At 66.2% G+C, this 21,082-nt stretch carries 26 protein-coding genes; 15 read left to right on the top strand and 11 right to left on the bottom strand.

All coding sequences use genetic code 11. From position 1 onward, the window contains the following. Positions 1-171: 171 nt before the first annotated feature. Positions 172-576 (bottom strand): hypothetical protein, encoded by a 405-nt coding sequence (locus tag VNQ78_RS00935; RefSeq protein WP_325685635.1) that lies wholly within the window; start codon positions 574-576, stop codon positions 172-174. A gap of 186 nt (positions 577-762) precedes the next feature. Here VNQ78_RS00935 and phnF point away from each other — a divergent pair, with 186 nt between their 5' ends. The 12 genes from phnF to phnE (VNQ78_RS00875) are packed head-to-tail and all read left to right on the top strand — an operon-like array spanning position 763 to position 10,887. Next, entirely contained in the window at positions 763-1,515 is a 753-nt protein-coding gene (gene phnF / locus VNQ78_RS00930; RefSeq protein WP_325685633.1) for a phosphonate metabolism transcriptional regulator PhnF, read from the top strand. A gap of 58 nt (positions 1,516-1,573) precedes the next feature. After that, positions 1,574-2,026, top strand: coding sequence for a phosphonate C-P lyase system protein PhnG (locus VNQ78_RS00925; protein ID WP_325685631.1), 453 nt, complete (start codon positions 1,574-1,576; stop codon positions 2,024-2,026). Then, positions 2,026-2,553 carry a phosphonate C-P lyase system protein PhnH gene (gene phnH, locus VNQ78_RS00920; RefSeq protein WP_325685628.1) on the top strand — a complete coding sequence of 176 codons (528 nt, stop codon included), beginning with the start codon at positions 2,026-2,028 and terminating at the stop codon, positions 2,551-2,553. Before VNQ78_RS00925 ends, phnH begins: the two co-directional genes overlap by 1 nt. Then, positions 2,553-3,623 carry a carbon-phosphorus lyase complex subunit PhnI gene (locus VNQ78_RS00915; RefSeq protein ID WP_325685626.1) on the top strand — a complete coding sequence of 357 codons (1,071 nt, stop codon included), beginning with the start codon at positions 2,553-2,555 and terminating at the stop codon, positions 3,621-3,623. Before phnH ends, VNQ78_RS00915 begins: the two co-directional genes overlap by 1 nt. Next, entirely contained in the window at positions 3,620-4,546 is a 927-nt protein-coding gene (locus VNQ78_RS00910; protein WP_325685624.1) for an alpha-D-ribose 1-methylphosphonate 5-phosphate C-P-lyase PhnJ, read from the top strand. The genes VNQ78_RS00915 and VNQ78_RS00910 overlap by 4 nt, the downstream gene beginning before the upstream one ends. Further along, entirely contained in the window at positions 4,543-5,352 is an 810-nt protein-coding gene (locus VNQ78_RS00905; protein WP_325685622.1) for an ATP-binding cassette domain-containing protein, read from the top strand. The genes VNQ78_RS00910 and VNQ78_RS00905 overlap by 4 nt, the downstream gene beginning before the upstream one ends. Before the next feature lie 7 nt (positions 5,353-5,359). After that, positions 5,360-6,070 (top strand): phosphonate C-P lyase system protein PhnL, encoded by a 711-nt coding sequence (locus VNQ78_RS00900; RefSeq protein ID WP_325685620.1) that lies wholly within the window; start codon positions 5,360-5,362, stop codon positions 6,068-6,070. Continuing rightward, on the top strand, positions 6,057-7,244 hold the full coding sequence (locus VNQ78_RS00895) for an alpha-D-ribose 1-methylphosphonate 5-triphosphate diphosphatase (protein WP_325685618.1): 1,188 nt from the start codon (positions 6,057-6,059) through the stop codon (positions 7,242-7,244). The genes VNQ78_RS00900 and VNQ78_RS00895 overlap by 14 nt, the downstream gene beginning before the upstream one ends. A 51-nt stretch (positions 7,245-7,295) precedes the next feature. Continuing rightward, complete coding sequence (phnC, locus tag VNQ78_RS00890; protein WP_325685616.1) at positions 7,296-8,102, top strand: phosphonate ABC transporter ATP-binding protein; 807 nt, start codon at positions 7,296-7,298, stop codon at positions 8,100-8,102. A 15-nt stretch (positions 8,103-8,117) separates the two neighbouring features. Then, complete coding sequence (gene phnD / locus VNQ78_RS00885; RefSeq protein WP_325685614.1) at positions 8,118-9,041, top strand: phosphate/phosphite/phosphonate ABC transporter substrate-binding protein; 924 nt, start codon at positions 8,118-8,120, stop codon at positions 9,039-9,041. 56 nt (positions 9,042-9,097) lie between these two features. After that, positions 9,098-10,012 carry a phosphonate ABC transporter, permease protein PhnE gene (phnE, locus tag VNQ78_RS00880; RefSeq protein ID WP_325685612.1) on the top strand — a complete coding sequence of 305 codons (915 nt, stop codon included), beginning with the start codon at positions 9,098-9,100 and terminating at the stop codon, positions 10,010-10,012. Then, a complete protein-coding gene (gene phnE / locus VNQ78_RS00875) occupies positions 10,012-10,887 on the top strand; it encodes a phosphonate ABC transporter, permease protein PhnE (protein WP_325685610.1) in 876 nt (291 codons plus the stop codon). The genes phnE (VNQ78_RS00880) and phnE (VNQ78_RS00875) overlap by 1 nt, the downstream gene beginning before the upstream one ends. 57 nt (positions 10,888-10,944) lie before the next feature. Here the strand turns inward: phnE (VNQ78_RS00875) and VNQ78_RS00870 are convergent, their stop codons facing one another. The 8 genes from VNQ78_RS00870 to VNQ78_RS00835 all read right to left on the bottom strand — a co-directional run bounded on the left by VNQ78_RS00870 (position 10,945) and on the right by VNQ78_RS00835 (position 17,124). After that, complete coding sequence (locus VNQ78_RS00870; protein WP_325685608.1) at positions 10,945-11,706, bottom strand: amino acid ABC transporter ATP-binding protein; 762 nt, start codon at positions 11,704-11,706, stop codon at positions 10,945-10,947. 12 nt (positions 11,707-11,718) lie between these two features. Continuing rightward, positions 11,719-12,363, bottom strand: a complete 645-nt coding sequence (locus tag VNQ78_RS00865; protein WP_325685606.1) for an amino acid ABC transporter permease — start codon at positions 12,361-12,363, stop codon at positions 11,719-11,721. Positions 12,364-12,373: 10 nt separating this feature from the next. Next, positions 12,374-13,036: an amino acid ABC transporter permease gene (locus VNQ78_RS00860; RefSeq protein WP_325685604.1), complete on the bottom strand. Its 663-nt coding sequence runs from the start codon at positions 13,034-13,036 to the stop codon at positions 12,374-12,376. Positions 13,037-13,063: 27 nt separating this feature from the next. Continuing rightward, positions 13,064-13,885, bottom strand: coding sequence for an aldo/keto reductase (locus VNQ78_RS00855; protein ID WP_325685602.1), 822 nt, complete (start codon positions 13,883-13,885; stop codon positions 13,064-13,066). A gap of 1 nt (position 13,886) precedes the next feature. After that, a complete protein-coding gene (locus VNQ78_RS00850) occupies positions 13,887-14,714 on the bottom strand; it encodes a sugar phosphate isomerase/epimerase family protein (RefSeq protein ID WP_325685600.1) in 828 nt (275 codons plus the stop codon). Beyond that, entirely contained in the window at positions 14,711-15,778 is a 1,068-nt protein-coding gene (locus tag VNQ78_RS00845; RefSeq protein WP_325685598.1) for a Gfo/Idh/MocA family oxidoreductase, read from the bottom strand. The genes VNQ78_RS00850 and VNQ78_RS00845 overlap by 4 nt, the downstream gene beginning before the upstream one ends. Further along, a complete protein-coding gene (gene aroQ / locus VNQ78_RS00840) occupies positions 15,775-16,209 on the bottom strand; it encodes a type II 3-dehydroquinate dehydratase (protein WP_325685596.1) in 435 nt (144 codons plus the stop codon). Before aroQ ends, VNQ78_RS00845 begins: the two co-directional genes overlap by 4 nt. Positions 16,210-16,293: 84 nt before the next feature. Beyond that, positions 16,294-17,124, bottom strand: a complete 831-nt coding sequence (locus VNQ78_RS00835; RefSeq protein WP_325685594.1) for a transporter substrate-binding domain-containing protein — start codon at positions 17,122-17,124, stop codon at positions 16,294-16,296. A gap of 179 nt (positions 17,125-17,303) precedes the next feature. Here VNQ78_RS00835 and VNQ78_RS00830 point away from each other — a divergent pair, with 179 nt between their 5' ends. Next, positions 17,304-17,966 carry a TetR/AcrR family transcriptional regulator gene (locus VNQ78_RS00830; protein ID WP_325685592.1) on the top strand — a complete coding sequence of 221 codons (663 nt, stop codon included), beginning with the start codon at positions 17,304-17,306 and terminating at the stop codon, positions 17,964-17,966. Here VNQ78_RS00830 and VNQ78_RS00825 read toward each other — a convergent pair. After that, on the bottom strand, positions 17,929-18,867 hold the full coding sequence (locus tag VNQ78_RS00825) for an NAD(P)-dependent oxidoreductase (protein WP_325685590.1): 939 nt from the start codon (positions 18,865-18,867) through the stop codon (positions 17,929-17,931). The two genes, VNQ78_RS00830 and VNQ78_RS00825, sit on opposite strands and share 38 nt — an antisense overlap. Next, on the bottom strand, positions 18,864-19,562 hold the full coding sequence (locus VNQ78_RS00820) for a hypothetical protein (protein WP_325685588.1): 699 nt from the start codon (positions 19,560-19,562) through the stop codon (positions 18,864-18,866). Before VNQ78_RS00820 ends, VNQ78_RS00825 begins: the two co-directional genes overlap by 4 nt. A 125-nt stretch (positions 19,563-19,687) precedes the next feature. Here VNQ78_RS00820 and VNQ78_RS00815 point away from each other — a divergent pair, with 125 nt between their 5' ends. Both VNQ78_RS00815 and VNQ78_RS00810 read left to right on the top strand, forming a co-directional pair. Beyond that, a complete protein-coding gene (locus VNQ78_RS00815; RefSeq protein ID WP_325685586.1) occupies positions 19,688-20,428 on the top strand; it encodes an SDR family NAD(P)-dependent oxidoreductase in 741 nt (246 codons plus the stop codon). 11 nt (positions 20,429-20,439) lie between these two features. After that, the coding region (locus tag VNQ78_RS00810; protein ID WP_325685584.1) for a sugar phosphate isomerase/epimerase family protein at positions 20,440-21,082 on the top strand (643 nt) is incomplete at its 3' end.

Genomic DNA, 21,082 nt, shown 5'->3' with positions numbered 1-21,082 from the left:
CTTGTCAGACCATTTCCCTTCCTGCGCCCAAGCTGGCACAGGCCTTCGCGCAAGTCACCGCACAAGATGGAAAAGTGCTTTTTCCGGCTTGGGGCCCGCGCGTGCTTGGGGCATGAGTGCGGGGTCAGCGACCCTTTCGCCGGATTTGAGACGAATGGCTCTCAGATCAATTCAGCTGGCTTGGCCAGGGCTTGCAATGCAGGCAGCCGTCCCTCGGGTAGAGAGCACTTCTAGCCGCGCTTGCAGCGCGTCGCGTTTGCGCATCTCGGCGGCGGGGTCGATCGGCACGCGTTTCCTGACGACATTCGTATCGCCATAGCATGTGCCAAATCCCACGCCTCCCCAGCCCCATCCGCCTCCGTCAAATCCCCCTGCGCAGAGGCTTAAGCCGACACCGTCGCTGACCTCGTTTTCCCACGCATAACCCCGGGCGATATTCGCCTGCACCTCGGCCAGCAGGCGCGAAACCTGGGTGTATTCCGCGGAAACGGCTCTCTCGCACCGCTCTTGCGGCGTGCCGCAGGAAGAAAGGCAGATCATGGCGAAGCATCCGACTGCGGTGCTGACTCGGATCATGGCAGGTGTCCCCGATGGGCGTTCGGCTTCTCTCGGGGATTACAACGCTCCGTCCGGTGCTTGGGGTTCCGAAACGGAGGAACGCGCGGTTGCCCGGCCATCGCAGCAGACCCGTTCTCTCGAATTGAGCTTCCCCCACGACTTCATCGTCACGTCACAAACCCAAGCTAGAACGGATTCGTTCGGATGAATTTGGGGACGTCCATGGGCCGCGAGAACTGGCAGGCAATCCACCGCGAAATCTCGACACGGATCGTCGAGGGGCGGATGCGACCGGGTGAGCGGCTACCAACCGAACCGGAATTGTGCAGCATGTTCGGCGCCGGCCGCCATTCGATCCGCCGCGCGATCGAGGCACTGTCGATCGAAGGCAAGCTGCGCGTCGAGCAGGGTCGCGGCACCTTTGTCGAGGACGCGCCGCTGATCGAATACCATATCGGCCAGCGCGTGCGCTTTCGCCAGAACCTGCGCCAGCAGGGCGTCGTGCCCGGTGGCGCGGTGATCGAGGCGATCATCGGCCCCGCCCCCCGCTCGGTCGCGAAGGCGCTGGACCTCGCCCCCGAAACCGCTGTCCACCGCCTCTGCAGCCGTGGCGAGGCGGATGGGGTGCCGATCAGCATCGGCTATTCCTATCACGAAGCCGCCCGCTTTCCCGAGCTTCCGGCGATGCGCCGGGCGGGCCTCTCGATCACCGAGATCTATCGACATTACGGCATCGACGACTATTTCCGCCACTCCACCACGATCCTGTCGCGCCGGGCCGAACCCGAGGAATCGGCGATGCTGCACCAGCATCCCGCCCAGCCGGTGCTGGTCGTGCGCAAGACGGACGTGGATGCGGCGCGCCGGCCGCTGGCCCATTCCGAAGGGATCTGGGCCGCCGACCGCGTGAGATTCACCTTCGAGGATCAGTCCGAAGAACCCTCCGCCGCAGACTAGACAGGGCCTGCGGCGCGGCCCCCTCGCGCCCCGGCCAGCGACAGACAAAGGACAAGCGATGTTTGATCAGAATGCACCCCCCGCGAAAGGGGGACCGATGGCGCATGGCCAGAATCTGCAGGTGCTGGCACGTGCCCCGGCCGAGAGGCTGAAGCCGCTGGCCGAAAGCCTGCTGCCGCATCTGGGCGCGCCCGAGGTGCTGCAAAGCCGCACCGGCCTTGTGCTGCTGCCCATGCGCGACACGGTCGAGGACACCGATTTCCATCTGGGCGAGGTGCTGGTTTCCGAAGCCCATCTGCGCCACGGCGGGCATCAGGGCTATGGCATGATCGTCGGCCGCGATCTGGAGCGGGCCATGGCCATGGCGGTCATCGACCTGGCGCTGGATGCCGGGATCGAGGCACAGGCCATCGCCGCCTTCCTTCTTGTCGAAACCATGGCTCAGGCCGCCGAGGACCGCGCCACGCTTTGCGCCGTCGAAGCCACGCGGGTCGAAATGGAGACCTTCTGATGCTGGCCCCCGATCTTCAGGAAACCCAAGACAATGCGACCTTCGAGGCGCTGATGTGGGCGCTGTCCCGCCCCGGTGAGGTGCGGACCCTGCCGGAACCCGGCTTCCCCGGCATCGCACAGGCATTGGCCGATCTGGAAACTCCGGTCTGGACCGATGACGCCGACCTTATCCCGGTGTTGGAACGCTGCGGGGCCAAGCCCGCCGCGATCGGGCAGGCCGAGCTTCTTTTCGCAGGGACCGCAGCGGGCAATGCCAGCGCCGCCGCGCAGGCGCGGACCGGGTCGGCGCTTTATCCCGACGAGGGTGCGACGCTGATCGCCGCTGCCGCGCTTGCCGGGCCGACCCGCCTTCGCCTGACCGGGCCGGGGATCGAGACGGTGCGCGAGGTCGCCACCGACCTGCCCGCCGCCTTCTGGCGGACCCGCAATCGCCGTATCGCCTATCCGGCCGGCTTCGACCTGTTTCTGGTCGAGGGTCGCCGGGTGCTGGGCCTGCCGCGCTCAACCATGATCGAGGTGCTCTGATGGCCTATGTCGCAACCCGGGGGGGCGAACGCGCAATCGCCCAGTCCGAACGCCTCTATCGCGCCAAGCTGGGCCGCATCGACAAAGCCCGTGTCGAAAGCGTGGCCGAGGCGCTGCCGATGCTGGTTGACCGCGTGATGGGCGAGGCCTCGCTTTACGAGCCGGAACTGGCCGCGCTGGCACTGAGCCAGACCGGCGGGGATCTTTACGAAACCGTGCTGCTGCTGCGGGCATGGCGCTCGACCCAGCCGCGCATCGCGGTGGCGCGCCCGGTCCGGCAGGAGGGGCTGTTCACCCATCGCCGCATCTCGGCCGCGTTCAAGGATATTCCCGGCGGCCAGATCCTTGGCCCGACGCTGGATTATTCGCACCGCATTCTCGAAACCGGTGTGCTCGAGGATCGCGCGGCGGTGCCCGCGCCGGTGACCCCCGCCGATCATCCAGCCCCCGCGCATCACCCCTCGCTGGCCGACTGGCAGCGCGCGCAGGGGCTGCTCGAGACGAAGCCTCGCGCCGAGGTCGCGCCCGAGGACATCCCCGACGTCACGCGGGAACCGCTGCTGTTTCCCGCGCCCCGCGCCCATACCCTGCAAAGCCTTGCCCGCGCCGATACCGGAGGGGTTCTGGCGCTTGGCTATTCCGCGATGCGAGGCTATGGCAACGCGCATCCGACCGTGAACGAGCTGCGGCTGGCCGAGGCCGAGGTTCAGGTGGTCCATCCCTGCGGCACGGTCTTTTCCGCCGGTCGCGTCCGCGTCAGCCAGGCCGAGGTGATCGCCAAGGAAAGCAAGGGCATCCGCCTTGGCTTTGCCGCGACGCTGGGCTGGAACGAGGTCAAGACGATCTCGGCCGCGACACTGGACCTGAACGCCCCCGGCGCCGCGAAAGGCTCTCCGGTCGAGGAGGAGTTCTTCCTTTACCACACCGAACCCGTCGAGGCCTCGGGCTTCTGCATCCATTTCAAGCTGCCGCATTACGTGACCTTCCAATCCTCGCTGGATGCGATCCGCGATGCCGCCCGGGCTGCGAACGCCCAGCCTGCCCCCAAGGTCGAGGAGCCTGCCGAATGACCGCGCTTTCCGAACTGACCCGGCCCTGGGCCGCGATGAGCTATGGATTCCTCGACGGCTCGGCCAAGCGCGAGATGCGGCGCAAGATGCTGAAGGCCATCGCGGTGCCCGGCTGCCAGATGCCCTATGCCAGCCGCGAGGTGCCGATGGCGCGCGGCTGGGGCACCGGCGGGCTTCAGGTGACGCTGACGCTGGTTAACCCGGCCTCGGTCGTGAAGGTGATCGACCAGGGCGCGGATGACAGCGTCAATGCGGTCTCGATCCGGCAGTTCCTGTCCCGCGTATCCGGCGCGCGCGAGACCTGGGACACCTGCGAGGCCTCCATCATCCAGTCCCGCCACCGCATTCCCGAGGAAAGGATGCGCGACGACCAGATCCTTGTCCTTCAGGTGCCGAACCCCGAGCCGCTGCGCCCGGTCGAGCCGAATATCTCGGTCGCGCGCCAGATGCATGCCGATGCCGATTACGGGCGCATGTGGCTGATCCTCTATGAGCAACTGGTCCGGTCCGGCCGGATCATGCAGGGCGCGTCCTATCCGGCGCTGGTGAATGGCCGCCATGTCATGACGCCCTCGCCCATTCCACGCTGGGACGTGCCCAAGATGCACATGGCCCGGCACCTGACCTTCCTGTCGGCGGGGCGCGAGAAACGCGTCTTCGCCATCCCGCCCCATACCCGGGTCGAGCCGCTGGTGTTCTCCGACATCCCCTACAAGGTCGAGGATCACGCCGCGCTGACCTGCCACCGCTCGGGGCTGAAAGGCTTCTTCATGAACGAGATCCCGCAGGCCGACGGAAGTTCGGCGCATGAGCTTTCCGACAGCAACCTTGGCATCAAGGCGATCCGCCGGGCCGAGGGCGAGGCCGCCACGATCGCCCCGACCTGGTATCGGGACGGCCGGATGACGGAGGTGGGGGAATGAGCGCCGCGCTGCAAGACCGCCTTGACGCGCCCCGCCTGATGACCGCGCCGCCGATCCTGCGCATGGAGGGCATCTCGCACAGCTTTGGCGCGGTGCAGGCGCTTCGCGATGTCTCTGCCACGGTCTATCCGGGCGAGGTGCTGGGGATTGTGGGCGAGTCCGGTTCGGGTAAATCGACGCTGCTGCGGATGATGAACCTTGAGGACCGGCCCGACCTCGGCGACTACCGGTTGTCGATCCCGGGTGCCGAGGGCAACCTCTTCGATCTGGACCGCTATGCCCGGCGGATGCTGCGCGCCCGCCATATCGGCATCGTCTACCAGAACCCGCATCTGGGGCTGCTGATGCGCAATTCGTCCTCCGGGAACGTGGCCGAGCGCCTGCTGATCGCGGGCGAGCGCCGCTTCGCCGAACTCAGGGCGCGCGGGCGCGAGGCGCTCTCCGCCTCGGAGTTTCCGCTGGAGCGGATGGACGCGCCCCCGATCGAACTGTCGGGCGGGATGCAGCAGCGCGTGCAGCTGGCCAAGGCCATCGCGCTGGAACCGGCGCTTCTGCTGCTGGACGAGCCGACGACCGGGCTTGATGTCTCGGTGCAGGCGCTGGTGCTCGACACGCTGAAGCGCCTGCAGCGCGACCGCGCCATCACCATGGTCCTTGTCAGCCACGATCTGGGCGTGATCCGCACCATGGCTGACCGGGTGATGGTCATGCGCCGTGGCCGCGTGGTCGAGGAAGGGCTGGCCGACCAGATCTTCCAGGACCCGCAGCACCCCTACACCCAGGCCCTTGTCCATGCGAAACTGTGAGGAGACGATGACCGGCACGCCCGTCCTTGAGGTCGAGAACCTTTCGAAGCATTTCGACATGCACCATCTGGGCCAGCGGCTGGCGGCCTTCCACGATGTCAGCTTCTCGGTCCATCCCGGCCGCTTCCTGCTGCTGCGCGGCCATAACGGCGTCGGGAAATCCACGCTGCTGCGCACGCTTTACCGCAGCTATCGCCCCAAAGGCGGCCATGTCTGGCTGAACACGCCCGAGGGCCGCTTCGATCTGGCGCGGGCCGCGGATGTGGATATCGCGCTTCTCCGGCGGCGCGAGATCGGCTTCGTCACGCAATTCCTGATCGCCCGCCCCCGCGTCGCCGCCGAGGAGATCGTGGCTGAGCCGCTGCGCATCGCCGGAGAGCCGCATGACCGCGCGCTGGACGAGGCCCGGCGTTGGCTGTCCGAATTCGGGGTGAAGCCCGAGCTTTGGGCGGCCTATCCCTCGACCTTCTCGGGGGGCGAGCAGCAGAAGGTGAACCTTGCCCGCGCCCTGATCCTGCCGCAGCGGTTGCTGCTGCTGGATGAGCCCACAGCCTCGCTGGACGCGGGCGCGCGGGCGGCGCTGGTGCGCCGGCTGGGGCAGCTGAAATCCCAGGGCGTCGCCATGATCGGCGTTTTCCACCATCCCGGCGATGTCGCCGGGCTGGTCGATGCGGAAATCGATCTTTCAAGGATGGAGAAAGCCCATGTGGATCAGTAACTTCCGGGTGGTCCTGCCCGATGCGGTGCTGGAATCCGGCGCGTTGCGGATCGAAGACGGGATGATCGCCGAGATCCTGCCCCATCCTGTCGCTGGCGCCGCCATCGACGGCCGGGGGATGCTGCTTCTGCCCGGCTTCATCGACATGCATGGCGACATGATCGAGCGCGAGATCGAGCCGCGCCCGCAGGTCCGCATGCCGCTGGAACTGGGGTTGCGCGACCTTGACCGCAAGCTGGCGGGCTGCGGCATCACCACCGCCTATGCGGCGCTTTCGTTCAGCCCAAGCTCGACCTACGGACACCTGCGCAGTTTCGAGCATACCAGCAGCGTCATCCGGGGCCTCAAGGCCATGCGCGGCGACCTCTTGGTCGATCACCGCGTCCATGCTCGGTTCGAGATCACCTTTCCGAACGCGCTTGGCGTCATCGAGGCGCTGATCCGCGATGCCGCCGTCGACCTGATCTCGCTGACCGATCACACGCCCGGACAGGGCCAGTATCGCGATATCGAACGGGTGATCGCGCGAACCGCGCGGGAAAAGAACCTGAGCCGGGACGAGGCCGAGGCCAGCGTCGCCCGCCGCATCGCCGACCGCACCCGCCCGGCCGAGGAACTGACCGCGACGCTTGCCGCGATCTCGGAGACCTGCCGCCGGCACGGGATCGCGATGGCCAGCCATGACGACGACACCGTGGAAAAGGTCGCGCTGATGGCGGGGCTTGGCGTCACCATCAGCGAATTTCCGGTGACGCTGGACGCGGCCGCCAAGGCGCGCGAGCTTGGCCTTGCGACGGCGATGGGCGCGCCGAACGCGCTGCGCGGCGAAAGCTACTCCGGCAACCTTTCCGCGCGCGAGGCGCATGGGCAGGGCGCGCTGGACATCCTTGCGGCGGATTACCACCCCTCGGCCATGCTGCCCGCGCTGCTGGAGCTGGCCCGGAGCGATCCCGCGGGCCTGCCGGGCGCAGCGCGGCTTTGCGGCGCCAATGCCGCCCTTGCGCTGGGGCTGCACGACCGCGGTGCCATCGAGGTCGGCAAGCGCGCCGATCTGGTCATCGCCGACCCGGATGGCTGCGGCCATGTCGCGGCCACATTGCGGGGCGGGCGCGTGATCTATTCCGATGGCCGCATCGCGGGTGCCGCAGCGGATGCCGCGCTCTGTGTCGCATAAAATTCATCCGAATGAATTTCCCGCGTTGCAAACAACCGGCAGGATCGACCCATGACACAGCAAGACCTTATCCTTGAGCGGCTGAGCCGGGCCTTCGGCGAGACCAGCGCGGTGGACGATGTCAGCCTGCGGATCCCGCAAGGGCAGTTTGTCAGCGTCATCGGTCCCTCGGGCGCGGGCAAATCGACGCTGCTGCGGCTGATCAACCGTATGGCCGAGCCAAGCTCGGGCGTGATCCGGCTGGGCGAAACCGAGATCACGACGCTTCGCGGCCGCGCGCTGCGGCGCTGGCGGTCGGAATGCGCGATGATCTTCCAGCAGTTCAATCTGGTCGAACGGCTGGACGTGCTGACCAATGTGCTGATCGGAAAGGTTGCGGATCACGGCTTCCTTTCGTCGATGGCGATGCGGTTTTCGGATGCCGAACGGGCCGAAGCGGTCCTTGCGCTGGATCGGTTGGGCCTTGCGCCGCGCGCCCTGCAACGCGCCGGCACGCTGTCGGGCGGACAGCAGCAGCGCGTGGCGATCGCCCGTGCGCTGGTCCAACATCCCCGCATCCTGCTGGCGGACGAACCCATCGCCAGCCTCGATCCCGGCAACGCGTCGCGCGTCATGGACGCGCTGCGCCGCATCAATCGCGAGGACGGGATCACCGTCATCGTGAACCTGCATACGCTCGACACCGCCCGGACCTATTCCGATCGCATCGTGGCGATGCGGACCGGGCGGCTGATGTTCGATGGCACGCCGTCCCAGCTGACCCCGGATGTCGTCCGCGACCTTTACGGCGACATCGGGCTTGGCCCCATAGACGAGACTGTCACCTCAACCGCCGCACGCATTCGCGTCCCGGCCTGATCCCAGGAACACCACATGCGCAACCACATCAGCGCCGCGCTTTTCGCGGCGACCGTCACCGGCTTGCCTCTCGCACCCGCGTTCGCCGACGGGTGGAAGGACGATTACCGCATCATCCGCATCGGCATCTCCTCGGCCGAGAACGAGGCGGACCGGATGAAACGCTATGAACCGTGGAAGGACTATCTGGAGCGGACTCTTGGCGTCGAGGTCGAGTTGTTCACCGCGGGCAGCTATGATGGCATCATCCAGGCGCTGGCCGCCGACCAGATCGAGGTCGCCTCGATCGGCTCCTCGGCCTATGCCGCAGCCTATACCGAAACGAATGGCGGGGTCGTGCCGCTTCTGGCGACGCGCGAAGCGAATGGTGCGACCGGCTATTATTCGGTCATCACGACGCGCTGCGACGGCCCGCTGAAAACGCTCGAGGATCTGAAGGGCAAGGTCGTGGCCTTTGCCGATCCCGACAGCACCTCGGGCTATGCGGTGCCCTTCTACAATCTGGTCCAGCAGGGCTTCGATCCGCGCAGCTATTTCGGGGCCACGCCCTTCTCGGGCAGCCACGAGGCGGGCGTGCAGGGCGTCGTCGCAGGTCAGTTCGACGCCGCCGCCACCTATATCTCGGATCTCGAGGGCAAGGACGGCATTCCGCAGCGCATGGTCACCAAGGGCATGATCGAGGCGGGCGCGGTCTGCACGATTTGGACCTCGCCCGAGATCACCAACGGTCCGGTGACGGCGCGGTCGAACCTGCCCGCCGATCTGATCGACGCGATCCGGGCCGCCTATCTGGCCGCGCCCGAGGCCGACCCTGCCGCCTTCAAGGCAATCACCGGCGGCGATACCTCGGTCGCCGAAGGTTATATCGAGGTCGACCATTCCCGCTATCAGTGGATCATCGACATGCGCGACTGGCTGAAGGCACAGCGCCGCAGTTGAGCCGTCCCGCGCCGCCCGCGCCATGCGGGCGGCGTATCCATTTTCAGGATAGCCCCATGAGCGCGAATGCACCCCCCGCAAGCCTCGCCAGCTTCCAGCGCGCCTTCGACCTGCATCGCAGACGCCAGCGACGGCAGTTCTGGATCACGGCGCTGCTTTTGCTGGCGGCTCTTGCCCTGACCGCCAAGCTTGCGAACTTCTTTCAGGTAACGCAGGTCACCCTACCCGATGGCAGCCGGGGCGAGCGCTGGCTGCTGGGCGCGGGCCTGCCCCGCCTCGGCGACTATGTCGAAAAGACCATTCCCCAGCTTGGCCTGTCGACCCTGCCGCAGGATCTGCAGCACTGGTTCTGGCGCTGGCAGATCTGGGCGGAGCTGCTGCTGGAGACCGTGCTGATCGCCTTCATGGCGACGGTGCTGGGCGTGGCGGGCGGGTTCATCCTGTCCTTTCCGGCCGCCCGCAACCTCGCGCCCTCCGGCTGGGTGCGGTGGCTGACCCGACGCTATCTGGAAATCGCCCGCACCGTCCCCGAGATCGTCTTCGCGCTGATCTTCGTCTTTTGCTTCGGCATCGGGCCGCTGGCCGGGGTCATGGCCATCGCGCTCCACAGCACCGGATCGCTGGGCAAGCTCTATTCGGAAGCGAACGAGAATATCGACATGCGCCCGGTCGAGGGCGTGCGCGCCGCGGGCGGCACATGGTTCGACCAGATCCGCTATGGTGTCGTGCCACAAGTCCTGCCCAATACGCTCAGCTACACGCTGCTGCGCTTCGAGATAAATGTCCGCTCGTCCTCGATCATCGGCTATGTCGGCGCGGGCGGGCTGGGCGAGGAGCTGCGCACTGCCGTCAGCCTGCAGGAATATACCGACCTTTCTGCGCTTTTCCTCATCATCCTGGCCACGGTCTTTCTGATCGACTGGGCCTCGGAAAAGCTGCGCCACCGCATCATCGGGCTGGAGGCGATCTGATGCAGCATCCCCACATACCGGACGAGAAAACCATCGCCGCCCTGCGCAAAGCCCATCCCGCGGCCTTCGGTCCCGATCCCGCGACCCGCCGCCGCCGCGCATTGGCGCTGGCCCTGCCCGCCGCGCTGTTCCTGTGGTGCCTGTGGGATTTCGACGCGACGCCGCTCAGGCTCTGGCAAGGCTTCGGACGGCTGGGCGAGGTGCTGTCCTTCATGTTGCCGCCCCATGTCGGCTTCGACCTGCGCGAGCTGGGCGAGATTGCCCGGGACCTCGGCGAGACGCTTTCCATCGCCTTCCTCGGGACGATCCTTGGCGCGATGGTGGCGCTGCCCCTGTCCTTTCTTGGCGCGGGCAACATCAACCGGCTGCCACTTTTGCGCTTTGGCATCCGGCGCGGCTTTGACGTGATCCGCTCGTTCGAGACGCTGATTCTTGCCCTGATCTTCATCCGCGCCTTCGGCCTTGGCCCGCTGGCGGGGGTTCTTGCCATCGCGGTGGGTGAAATCGGCGTCCTTGCCAAGCTTTACGCCGAGGCGATCGAGAATATCTCGAAAAAACCGGTCGAGGGTGTTACCGCCGCCGGCGGCTCGCGCCCGCAATCCATCCGTTTCGGCGTATTGCCGCAGGTGGTGCCGGTGCTGATGTCGATCACCCTTTACAACTTCGAGTCGAACGTGCGCTCGGGGACCATCCTTGGCATCGTCGGGGCGGGTGGCATCGGCTTCCTGCTGTCGGACCGGATCAAGGCCTTTCGCTGGGACGAGGCATGGTCGATCATCATCCTCATCATTGTCATGGTCTTCATCGTCGACTGGATCTCGGGGAAACTCCGCGAGCATTTGATCCGGGGCGGCGCGGATACCAAGACGGAATGACGATGGCCGCGACGGGCTTGAGGCGCACCGGCCCTGTTGGCCGATGCGTCTGTCGTTTCAGTGATGCGCCAGGATCTCGCCCAGAAAGGCGCGGCTGCGCTCGTGCTGGGGATTGCGGAAGAAGGTGTCGGGGTCGTTCTCCTCGACGATCTCGCCATCGGCCATGAAGATCACCCGATCCGCGACCTGCCGGGCGAAGCCCATCTCATGCGTGACGCAGATCATCGTCATGCCGTCGCGGGCCAGACCGATCATGGTATCCAGCACCTCCTTGACCATCTCGGGGTCGAGCGCCGAGGTGGGTTCGTCAAAGAGCATCGCCTTCGGCTCCATGCAGAGCGCCCGCGCGATGGCGACCCGCTGCTGCTGCCCGCCGGAAAGCTGCGCGGGATATTTGTCGGCCTGATTGCCGATCCGCACCCGGTCCAGATAGCGCCGCGCCGTGGCCTCGGCATCGGCGCGCGACAGCTTGCGCACCCGCATGGGGGCCAGAATGCAGTTCTCCAGCACGGTCTTGTGCGGGAACAGGTTGAACTGCTGAAAGACCATGCCCACCTCGCGCCGGACCGCATCGACGGCCTTCTGGCTGTCATTCAGGCGATGACCCGAGACGACAATCTCACCGTCCTGAATGGTTTCGAGGTGGTTGATGCATCGGATCAGGGTCGACTTGCCCGAACCGGATGGCCCGCACAGGACGATCTTTTCGCCCTTCCTGACGGTCAGGTCCACGGATTTCAGCGCATGGAAGTCGCCATACCATTTCTCGACCTTGCGCATCTCGATCATCGGGGCGCCGCCCTGCTGAGACTGCTCCATCTGAATCCTCCCTTATTTCGAGACGCCGGCCGACATGCGACGCTCGAGGTAGCGGCCATAAAGCGAAAGCGGCCAGCATATGACAAAGTACATGACGCCGACGACGCCGAAGACGACCAGCGGCTTGTAGATCTGGTTCGAGACGATCACCCCGGCCCGCGCCAACTCGATGAAGCCGACGATGGCGGCCAGTGACGTGCCCTTGAGAAGCTGGACGAGGAAGCCCACGGTGGCCGGCAGCGACAGCTTGAAGGCCTGCGGCACGATCACGTCGAACATCCGGCTGCGCGCATGCAGGCCAAGCGCGTTTGCCGCCTCGGTCTGGCCTTTCGGCACAGCCTGGATGGCCCCGCGCCAGATCTCGCCCAGAAAGGCCGAGGCATGCGCGGTCAGCGCGAAGCCGACCGCCGCCCAGGCCGGCACGTCGAAGCCCAACAGCGGCAGACCGAAATAGGCCACGAAAAGCTGCATCAGCAGCGGCGTGCCCTGGAACAGCCCGATCCAGGCAATGGCCGGATAGCGCAGCCATGGCCGCGACGACACCCGCATCAGCGCGACAACGACGCCAAAGACGATCCCGCCCAGAAAACCCATGGCCGTCAGGATCAGCGTCCAGCCAAGACCCTGGAGAAGATAGGTAAGCTCTTGCATTCCCATGTCGTCCTCCTCAGCGGTCGGGATAGTTGAAAGCACGCTTGCCGATGGCCGCCAGCGCCCACATCGTGATCAGCGAGATCACCAGATAGATCATGGTGAGCGTGAAATAGACCTCGAAGCTGCGGAAGGTCTCGGCCTCGATGCGCTGGCCGACCGAGGTAAGCTCATAGGCCGAGATCGAGGTGCAGATCGCCGTGGTCAGCGTCAGCAGGATGAATTGGCTGGAGAGCGAGGGATAGATCGCCTTCAGCGCCGGTTTCAGCACGATCAGGCGAAACACTTCACCCCGGTGCAAACCCAGCGCCAGCCCGGCCTCGGTCTGCCCCTTCGAGATGCTTTCCACACCGCCCCGGATGATTTCGATGGCGTAGGCGCCGCCGTTCAGCCCCAGCGCAAGGATTGCGGTGATGGTGGGGTTCAGGCGGATGCCGGCCAGCGGCAGGGCGAAGAAGATGAAATAGATCTGCACGAGGAACGGGGTATTGCGGATGATCTCGACAAAGGCGGTCACCAGAAAGCTGGGAACCCGCATCTGGGCGCGCAGGATCGCCACGCCCAGCACGCCGATGATCATCGCGAGCGCCATGCCGAACACCGCCAGCAGCATCGTGCCCATGACCCCGTAAAGCAGGGCTTGCCAGGCATTCGCCACCACGCTGAAATCAAGTGTCATCTGCCCCTCCCTCTGCGGTCTGACGGATTACGTGTCCCATTCCGGCTCCCAATCGAAGCGCGAGAACCTCTCGCCCCGCGCAAGCCCGTGGATGGCGCGCATGTCCTCCTCCTCCAGTTCGAAATCGAAGATCTCCAGATTGGCGCGCATGTTTTCGGGCCGGGAGGAACGCGGGATCGCGCCGACATGATCCTGCTGGACCAGCCAGCGCAGCGTGACCTGTCCCGCGGATTTGCCGTATTTCGCCCCGATCGCCTTCAGCAGGTCGGACTGGAAGACCTTGCCGCGCGCGATGGGCTGATAGGCGTTCAGCAGCATGTCGGCGCGGCGCATCCGGGTCAGCAGCCTTTCCTGCGACAGGTAGGGGTGGTATTCGACCTGGTTGCAGAACAGATCCGCCTTGTGGACATCCAGCGCCTCGTCAAGCAGGGCCACGGTGAAGTTGCTGACCCCGATCAGCCGGGTGCGACCGTTGGCCCGCTCCTCGGCAAAGGCGGCCAGCGTCTCGCCCAGCGGCACATCGCGCGTCGGCCAATGGACCAACAGCAGGTCGACCTGTTCCAGCCCCAGCCGGTCCAGGCTTTCGCCGACGCGGGCATGGACCTGCTCGGGTGCGAGATTGTCGAACCAGATCTTGGTGGTCACGAAAAGCTCGTCCCGCGCCACGCCCGAAGCGCGGATCGCCCGGCCCACCTCACGTTCGTTGCCATAGCGGATGGCGGTGTCGATCTGGCGATACCCCATCTCGATGGCGGTGCGGATCGCCGCCTCGCCCTCGGGCCCGGTCAGTTCGAAGGTGCCAAAGCCCAAAGCGGGGATCTTTTCGCCGCGGATTGTCTTGCTGATCATCTCAGGACTCCTTGCCCACGGGTTGCGGTTCCAGCACGTCCAGCGCCGCGCGACGCGCGCGCCGGGCCCATGCCTCGGCTGTCATACCCGCCGATTGCCGGTCATTGGGTACTTCGACCGCCACCGGCAGGTCGGGCGGCAGCGCCGCGAAGATCGCGGTGAGGTCGATGGCACCGTCGCCCGGCAGCAGACGCTCGTGCCGGGCCGCGAAGTTCAGCGCCTCGCGCGTGGCGGGGATCTCGGCAGGACCATCGCAGATCTGGCCGTAATGCAGCCATTGACGCGGGATCGCCGCGATGGCCGAGGGTGCGACACGGGCGCGCGAGACATGCAGCGTGTCGACGATCACGCCCTGATTGGGCTGGCCCGCAGCATTGAGCACCCGCAGCGCCGCCGCAAGATCGGCGAGGTCCGATTGCGGCATGAATTCCAGATCGGCCGTCAGGCCGAAGGGCGCCGCCGCCTCGCATAGCGCGACGAAAGACGCGGTCAGCCGGCCCTCGTCCGGGTCATCGCCAGCGACAAGAATGGCGCGCGCGCCAAGATCGGCGGAAGCCTCGAGGAAGGGCAGGAAGGGGTCGGGTCGGAAATCCGGGGCCAGTCGGATCATCTCGACATCGAAGATCCCGATCCCGCTGTCCTCCATCTGCCGCCGCAGGGCGCGACGGCGACTGGCATCTTCCATCAGTGGAAAGGCGATCCCGCCCGGAGCCGCGGGCAGCATCCGCAGACCCAGAAAATCGTATCCGGTCGCGGCGGCGACGCTGACCGCCTCTTCGGGCGGGGCGCCGAGGCAGGTCAGGAAGGAGAGCGACAGCGCCCGGGTCATGCCACCGCCCTTTCCGCGGCCTGCCCCAGCATCTCATCCAGCGTGACGGTGCGGTCCTCGCGCGCGGCGGTTTCGATCGCCAATGTCGCGGCCAAGGTGGCCAGACCGTCGCGGGCCGTGATCAGAGGCTCGGCCTCGCGCCGGATCACCGCGATGAAATGGTCAAGCTGGTTGACATAGGTGCGCGATCCGTCGCCGGGCCGATGCTCGCGCAGCAGGGGATGCTGCCAGTGCTGGTCCTGCTCGGCATGACGCCACAGATACATGTCCGAGACCGAAAGCGCCGCCTTGCGCCCCGCGATGAACAGGCAGGGGCCCGGTTGCGCGGGATGATACAGCGCCTGCCCCGAGCAATATTCCCAGGCCCAGGGGCTGACCGCCGCGTCCGAGATGACGAAGCTGCCAAGGACGCCATTCTGGAAGCGGATGGCGATGCTGGCCGTATCCTCGACCACGAAGCCGCGCGTGGCCGATGAGGTGAAGGCGCGCACGCTCTCGATCTCGCCGATCAGATGGCGCAGGGCGTCGATGTCGTGGATCAGGTTGATGAGCAGCGGCCCGCCGCCCGGCTGGCGCCGCCATTCGGCCTGGAAATAGGCGTCGGGCTTGTCGAACAGCGTCATGCCGTTCACCGCGACCAGATCGCCCAGCTCGCCCGCCGCGATGCTTTTCTTCGCGGCGCGGATGTCGGGGCTGTGGCGGCGGTGATGCCCGACCAGCACCGGGACACCACGCGCCTCGGAGGCCTCGGCGATGCGCGTGCCCGCAGCCACCGTGTCGGCCACCGGCTTTTCGACAAGGCAGGCAATGCCGCGTTCGATGCAGGCCAGCGCGGCCGGCTCGTGCAGGCGGTTCGGCAGCGCGATGATCGCGCCATCGGGGCGCGCCCTGTCCAGCGCCTCGGTGTAATCGGCGAAATGCGGCACGCCCAGATCACCGGCCAGCGCCTTCCCTTCGGGCGAGGGGTCGCAGATCGCGGCCAGTTCGACCCCCGGATGGGCCTGGATCAGCGCGGCATGTTCGCGCCCGATCAGCCCCGCGCCCAGCAATGCGATGCGGATCATTCGGTCCACTCCTTCATGGCGCGCAGCGCCAGCCGATAGCCGAAGGCTCCGAAGCCGGCCATGACCGCCGTGGCCGTGCGCGAGACCAGGGATTTGTGATAGATCTCCTCGCGCTGATGCACGTTCGAGATGTGAAGCTCGATCTTCGGTCCGTCAAAGGTTTTGAGCGCGTCGAGGATCGCGATCGAGGTGAAGGTATATCCGGCCGGATTGATGACGATCCCGGCAGCTTCCGTCCGCGCCTCATGGATCCACTGGATGATCTCGCCCTCGAAATTCGACTGGCGGAAGACCACCTCCAGCCCCAGTTCGGCGGCGTCCTCCTCGCACCAGCCACGGATCTGGTCCAGGGTGATGCGACCATAGATCTCGGGTTCGCGCTGGCCGAGCAGGTTCAGGTTCGGCCCGTTCAGGACATAGATCTTTTTCATTGCAAGCCTTCGCACATGTTCGGTCGGCAGGCAGCCGCATCCGCGCGGCTGCCATCGTCACATCGTCCCTCGCGGGCCGGTCGCTTACTGGGCGGTAAAGGGCACGCCCTCGAGCGAGGCGGGGAATTGCGGCAGAGGCTCGCCCAGCCATTTCTGGCTGATCGCTTCAAGCCGGCCGTCGGCCTTGATCTTCTCGATGAAGGCGTTCAGCCACTCGTTGATTTCCTTGTCGCCGGGCTTGGTTGCGACGCCCATCCATTGCTCCTGGAAGACCACCTTCTGTTCATAGTCGTTACCCGGAGCGGCCTTGTCGAGATTGATCTTGTAGGTGGTGTTGCCGCCGATGGCATCGACCTGACCGGAGACCAGCGCCTGCATGGTCGAGCTGTCATCGTCGAAGCGGCGGATATTCGGCAGATCGCCCAGCAGCTTGGTGATCGCGGTGTCCTGTGCCGCACCGCGCGGCACGCCGATATTCATGCTGCGCGCATCTTCGATCGTCTCGATCTTGTTCTTGGCGCTGGACAGCAGGATGATCTTGAGGCCCGCATAAGGCTGGGTGAACTGCACGACCTTGGCGCGGTCGGGATACATGCCCATCACCGCCATCTGCAGATCGACCTTGCCGGTCAGCAGGTTCGGGATGCGGGCGGCGACGGCGCCGGGCACGAATTCGACCTTGACGCCCAGTTCCTCGGCGATCAGCCGGGCCACGTCCACGTCATATCCGATATTCTGCCCGCTCGCGTCGATCGAACCCCATGGCGCCTGTTCGCCCATGACGCCGATGCGGACCACGCCCGCATCCTTGATCTTTTCCAGCGTCTGGGCCCGGGCATCAGAACCAAAGCCCGCCAGCCCCATCGCCGCCACCAGCCCGAGCGCGGCGGCCCGGATCGAAAACTTGAAAGACATACTTCCTCCCAGAAGTTTTGACAATTTTGTTCGGGATATTGCGCGGGCTTCCCTGCCCGCGGCGGTGATGTCAGGCGAATCCTCCATTCGCTCCTCCGTGTTAATCAACCAGTTGGTTAATGTCAACGTCCACGCTACAGTCATCCTGCCCTCTCGCCTTAGGAAACGAGTTCCATATCATGACGGACAGAATTGATTTGAAAGAAAAAACCAAGGTTTCCCCGGGCGAGCGCGCACCCGAGAAGCGCCGCCGCGCGCTGCTTGATTCGGCGATCGAGGAGTTTTCCACCTTCGGGCTTGGCGGTGCCCGTGTGGACCGGATCGCGGATCGGGCGCATACCAACAAGGCGATGGTCTACCACTATTTCGGCAGCAAGGAGGAGCTTTACCTGGCCGCCCTGCGCGCCATCTATGCCGACATCCGCAACGCCGAAGCGGCGCTGGAGCTTGACCCCGACCGGCCCGCAGAGGCCATCTCGAGGTTGGTCGAGTTCACCTTCCGCTATTACATCGAGCATCCGGGCTTTGTCCGGCTGATCAATACCGAGAACCTGCACGGCGCCTCCCATCTGAAGGGGACGCAGAACATGACCGAGTTGAACCGAACGATCCTGGATCAACTTGGCACCATCCTTGACCGGGGTGTCGAACAGGGCGTGTTCCGCCCCGGTATCGACGTGCTGGATCTGTACATCTCGATCTCCGCCCTTGGTTTCACCTATGTCTCGAACCGCCACACGCTCGAAGTCCTGTTCGGCCGCGAATTGCTGGCCGAGGACCGGGTCGAGGCGCGGCTGGCGACCATCAAAGAGATGATCCTGCGCTATCTGCGGGCGGACTGACCCCCTCCGCCATGGCGCGGTAATGCGCGACGGTCCGGGCAATGCCCTGGGCCAGCGGCGTCCTTCTGGCCGGACCCAGAAGATGCGCGAAGGAGACCGGGCGGATCTCAGGCGCCATCGGCACCTCGGGACCAGAGAAGTCGATGCGGGCATCCGGCACTTCCGCCCGGATCGCCGCGACGATCTCGGGCAGGTCAGCGGTGCCGCCGGTCAGCGGAAAGACATGCGCGCCCTCATATGTGGCCAGCGCGGCCGCGGCAAAGGCCGCCGCCACATCGCCGACAAAGACCAGATCCTGCGGCCCCGAGTAACCGATCGTATAGGGCCGCCCCGCCACCGCTTCGCGGCAGGCCAGCGTCGGGCCGGCGGTCAGCCCGACCTCACGCCCCGGTCCATAGACGACGGTGGGGCGAAAACCGATGCTGGCAATGCCCTCGTCCAGCCACCAGGCGCGGGCCGAGGCCTCGCAGGCCAGCTTGAAGGCGCCATATTGCGTGACCGGATGCGGCACCGCGCCGTCATCGGGACCAAAGACGGCGGCGCTGCTGGCATAGACCACGCGGGCAATGCCCTGTGCCTTGGCGGCGGAAAACACGTTCAGCGTGCCGATCAGGTTGACCTGCGCGCCCAGCACGGGATTGTCCCTGCAAGCGGGCGTCAACAACGCGGCAAGGTGGATGATGGTGTCGCAGTCCCGCGCGGCCTCGCGCAGGGCCGCCCCGTCTGTGATGTCGCCCTGCACCCATTCCACGCGCTCGGCCTCGGCCCCCGCGATCTCGCGCAGGATGCGCCGGTCGGTCGAGCGGTCGAAGACGCGGATGACATGGCCCTGCCCCGCCAGTTCGCGCAGGATCCAGCCGCCGAGAAACCCGGCGCCGCCGGTGATCAGAACCCGGCTCATGCCGCGCCCGCCATGTCTTCCGACGTCAGGGTGAAGGCCACGTCGTAAAGATTGACCTCGCCCCCCGCCAGCGCGCCGGTCGCGAGCGCCAGCCCCCGCGCGCGGTCAAGCGCGGCGTCAAGGCCGGGCCGGGACGATCCCTCGACCAGCAGCACCGCGTCAAAGCCCGGCTCGGCCATCGCGGCGCGGATCTCGGTCTCGCGCGTGCGGACGGCCGAAACCTCGGAGCGGGCAAGGCCCAGATGCACGGCGGCCACGCCCGGCAGGGCCAGCACCGCATCGACCAGCGCCTGTCCGCCGCTTTCCAGCGCCGCCTCGGGCGCGTCCCCCGCGAAGGCAAAGCGGATGGTCGCCATCGCGCCGCCATCACCCCGGCCCGCATGGGCGACGCGGCGGCAGGCGATGCGCAGGAAATTCTGGAAACTGGGCGCGACCTCGGCCGTCCAGCGCGTCGGATTGTTCAACCGCTCGAGATAGTCGGGCGAGCGGAACACCTCGACATCATCCCCGGCATAGATCGTGCCAAAGACATATCGCCCCGCCTCGGGATCATGCAGGCGCTTGCCGGTGCGAAAACCGGGGATCGACAGCCGTTCGGGCATATGCTCGCGCGTGTGCCATTCGATGTAGTTCTCATGCGCTCCTTCGGCGATGTCATGCCAGATCGCCAGGAACGCGCCCCCCTTCAGTGCCATTCGCTCTCCTCCTCAGGTCACGCTTGACAGGCGGTCCCGTCGCGCGCCACTTAGGCTACTAGGATGTTAGTTAGACGGCTTGTCAAGGATGATGAGCCGCGAACGACCCGAGGGAGGGAAAATTCATGCACAGACACGAGACGCCGCGCGTCGCGATCGTGACCGGAGGGGCTGGAGGCCTTGGCTTGCCCATCGCCCGCCGGCTTGCCGAGCAGGGCCACAAGGTCGCGATCTGGGATCTGGATGCCGGGCGCGCCGAAGAAGCAGCGGCCGAACTGCCCGGAGCGCGCGGCTATGCGGTGGACGTGACCGACCGCGAGGCCGTGCAGGCCGCAACCTCCCGCGTCGTCGCCGAGATGGGCCCGCTCGGCATCCTCGTCGCTAGCGCCGGCCATAACGGGCCGCTTGCGCCATTCGCCGAATACCCGCTGGAGGGCTGGGATTTCGTTATCGGGCTGAACCTGACCGGGGTGTTCCATTGCTGCCAGGCGGCGGTGCGCGAGATGCTGAAAACCGGCTATGGCCGGATCATCAACATCGCTTCGATCGCCGGCAAGGAAGGCAATCCCAATGCCGTTGCCTATTCCGCCTCGAAGGCCGGGGTGATCGGGTTGACGAAATCCGTGGGCCGCGAGTTGGCGACGACCGACATCCGGGTGAATTGCGTCGCCCCCGCCGCGATCGAAACCGAGATGATGCAGCAGTTGACGCCCGAGTTCCGGGCCTATGTCACATCCAAGATCCCGGTCGGCCGGCTGGGCCGCGCCGACGAGGTGGCGGCGCTGGTGGCCTGGCTCGCCTCCGAGGAATGTTCCTTCTCGACCGGGGCCGTCTTTGACGTCTCGGGCGGGCGCGCGACCTATTGAGGGGGTTGGAGATGTTCGGAAATCACCGACTTTCGCTGGCCTACCTGACCGTGCAGGGCTGCCCGCCGCTGGATCATGTCCGTGCCGCCGCCGCAGCGGGCTATGATTCGGCCGGATTGCGGCTGATCGCGCCGCATGGGCTGGAACTGGCCCATCCGATCGTCGGCGACAGGGCGCTGATCGGCGATCTCAAGATGCTGGCCGCCGATCTGGGCGTGGATTTTCTGGATGGCGAGGTCTTTACCCTGACACCCGAAACCGATGTGCGCGAATGGACCCCGGTGATCGAGACGGCGGCAGAGCTGTCGATGCCCTTGATGCAGATCACGTCCGAGGATCCCGACCGCAGCCGCGCGGCCGAGAACCTTGCCCGCATCGCCGAGATCGCGGCCGGGCATGGCATCAGCATGGCGATCGAGTTCATGCGCTGGCGTTCCGCTGCCACCATCCAGAACGCGGCCGAACTGGCGCGGCTCTCGGGGGCCGGGAATGTCGGCATCCTGCTGGATGCGCTGCACCTGTCGCGCTCGGGCGGGTCGCCCGAGCAGGTGGCCGCGCTGCCGCCGGAGGTGATCCTTTATCTGCAACTTTGCGACGCCGCTGCCGCCATGCCGGTCGACGATGACGCCTGCATCGCGGAGGCGCGGACGGGAC

Origin of the sequence: Paracoccus sp. (in: a-proteobacteria) (assembly GCF_035556475.1) — a bacterium.
GTDB lineage: Bacteria > Pseudomonadota > Alphaproteobacteria > Rhodobacterales > Rhodobacteraceae > Paracoccus.
Note: the sequence above shows the minus strand (reverse complement) of the source record. Positions and strands in the feature narration are given on the sequence as shown.

Bases quoted from the DNA above. Each gene is read 5' to 3' on its own strand.
- VNQ78_RS00935 (WP_325685635.1), bottom strand. From the start codon at position 576: ATGATCCGAGTCAGCACCGCAGTCGGATGCTTCGCCATGATCTGCCTT.
- phnF (WP_325685633.1), top strand. From the start codon at position 763: ATGAATTTGGGGACGTCCATGGGCCGCGAGAACTGGCAGGCAATCCAC.
- VNQ78_RS00925 (WP_325685631.1), top strand. From the start codon at position 1,574: ATGTTTGATCAGAATGCACCCCCCGCGAAAGGGGGACCGATGGCGCAT.
- phnH (WP_325685628.1), top strand. From the start codon at position 2,026: ATGCTGGCCCCCGATCTTCAGGAAACCCAAGACAATGCGACCTTCGAG.
- VNQ78_RS00915 (WP_325685626.1), top strand. From the start codon at position 2,553: ATGGCCTATGTCGCAACCCGGGGGGGCGAACGCGCAATCGCCCAGTCC.
- VNQ78_RS00910 (WP_325685624.1), top strand. From the start codon at position 3,620: ATGACCGCGCTTTCCGAACTGACCCGGCCCTGGGCCGCGATGAGCTAT.
- VNQ78_RS00905 (WP_325685622.1), top strand. From the start codon at position 4,543: ATGAGCGCCGCGCTGCAAGACCGCCTTGACGCGCCCCGCCTGATGACC.
- VNQ78_RS00900 (WP_325685620.1), top strand. From the start codon at position 5,360: ATGACCGGCACGCCCGTCCTTGAGGTCGAGAACCTTTCGAAGCATTTC.
- VNQ78_RS00895 (WP_325685618.1), top strand. From the start codon at position 6,057: ATGTGGATCAGTAACTTCCGGGTGGTCCTGCCCGATGCGGTGCTGGAA.
- phnC (WP_325685616.1), top strand. From the start codon at position 7,296: ATGACACAGCAAGACCTTATCCTTGAGCGGCTGAGCCGGGCCTTCGGC.
- phnD (WP_325685614.1), top strand. From the start codon at position 8,118: ATGCGCAACCACATCAGCGCCGCGCTTTTCGCGGCGACCGTCACCGGC.
- phnE (WP_325685612.1), top strand. From the start codon at position 9,098: ATGAGCGCGAATGCACCCCCCGCAAGCCTCGCCAGCTTCCAGCGCGCC.
- phnE (WP_325685610.1), top strand. From the start codon at position 10,012: ATGCAGCATCCCCACATACCGGACGAGAAAACCATCGCCGCCCTGCGC.
- VNQ78_RS00870 (WP_325685608.1), bottom strand. From the start codon at position 11,706: ATGGAGCAGTCTCAGCAGGGCGGCGCCCCGATGATCGAGATGCGCAAG.
- VNQ78_RS00865 (WP_325685606.1), bottom strand. From the start codon at position 12,363: ATGGGAATGCAAGAGCTTACCTATCTTCTCCAGGGTCTTGGCTGGACG.
- VNQ78_RS00860 (WP_325685604.1), bottom strand. From the start codon at position 13,036: ATGACACTTGATTTCAGCGTGGTGGCGAATGCCTGGCAAGCCCTGCTT.
- VNQ78_RS00855 (WP_325685602.1), bottom strand. From the start codon at position 13,885: ATGATCAGCAAGACAATCCGCGGCGAAAAGATCCCCGCTTTGGGCTTT.
- VNQ78_RS00850 (WP_325685600.1), bottom strand. From the start codon at position 14,714: ATGACCCGGGCGCTGTCGCTCTCCTTCCTGACCTGCCTCGGCGCCCCG.
- VNQ78_RS00845 (WP_325685598.1), bottom strand. From the start codon at position 15,778: ATGATCCGCATCGCATTGCTGGGCGCGGGGCTGATCGGGCGCGAACAT.
- aroQ (WP_325685596.1), bottom strand. From the start codon at position 16,209: ATGAAAAAGATCTATGTCCTGAACGGGCCGAACCTGAACCTGCTCGGC.
- VNQ78_RS00835 (WP_325685594.1), bottom strand. From the start codon at position 17,124: ATGTCTTTCAAGTTTTCGATCCGGGCCGCCGCGCTCGGGCTGGTGGCG.
- VNQ78_RS00830 (WP_325685592.1), top strand. From the start codon at position 17,304: ATGACGGACAGAATTGATTTGAAAGAAAAAACCAAGGTTTCCCCGGGC.
- VNQ78_RS00825 (WP_325685590.1), bottom strand. From the start codon at position 18,867: ATGAGCCGGGTTCTGATCACCGGCGGCGCCGGGTTTCTCGGCGGCTGG.
- VNQ78_RS00820 (WP_325685588.1), bottom strand. From the start codon at position 19,562: ATGGCACTGAAGGGGGGCGCGTTCCTGGCGATCTGGCATGACATCGCC.
- VNQ78_RS00815 (WP_325685586.1), top strand. From the start codon at position 19,688: ATGCACAGACACGAGACGCCGCGCGTCGCGATCGTGACCGGAGGGGCT.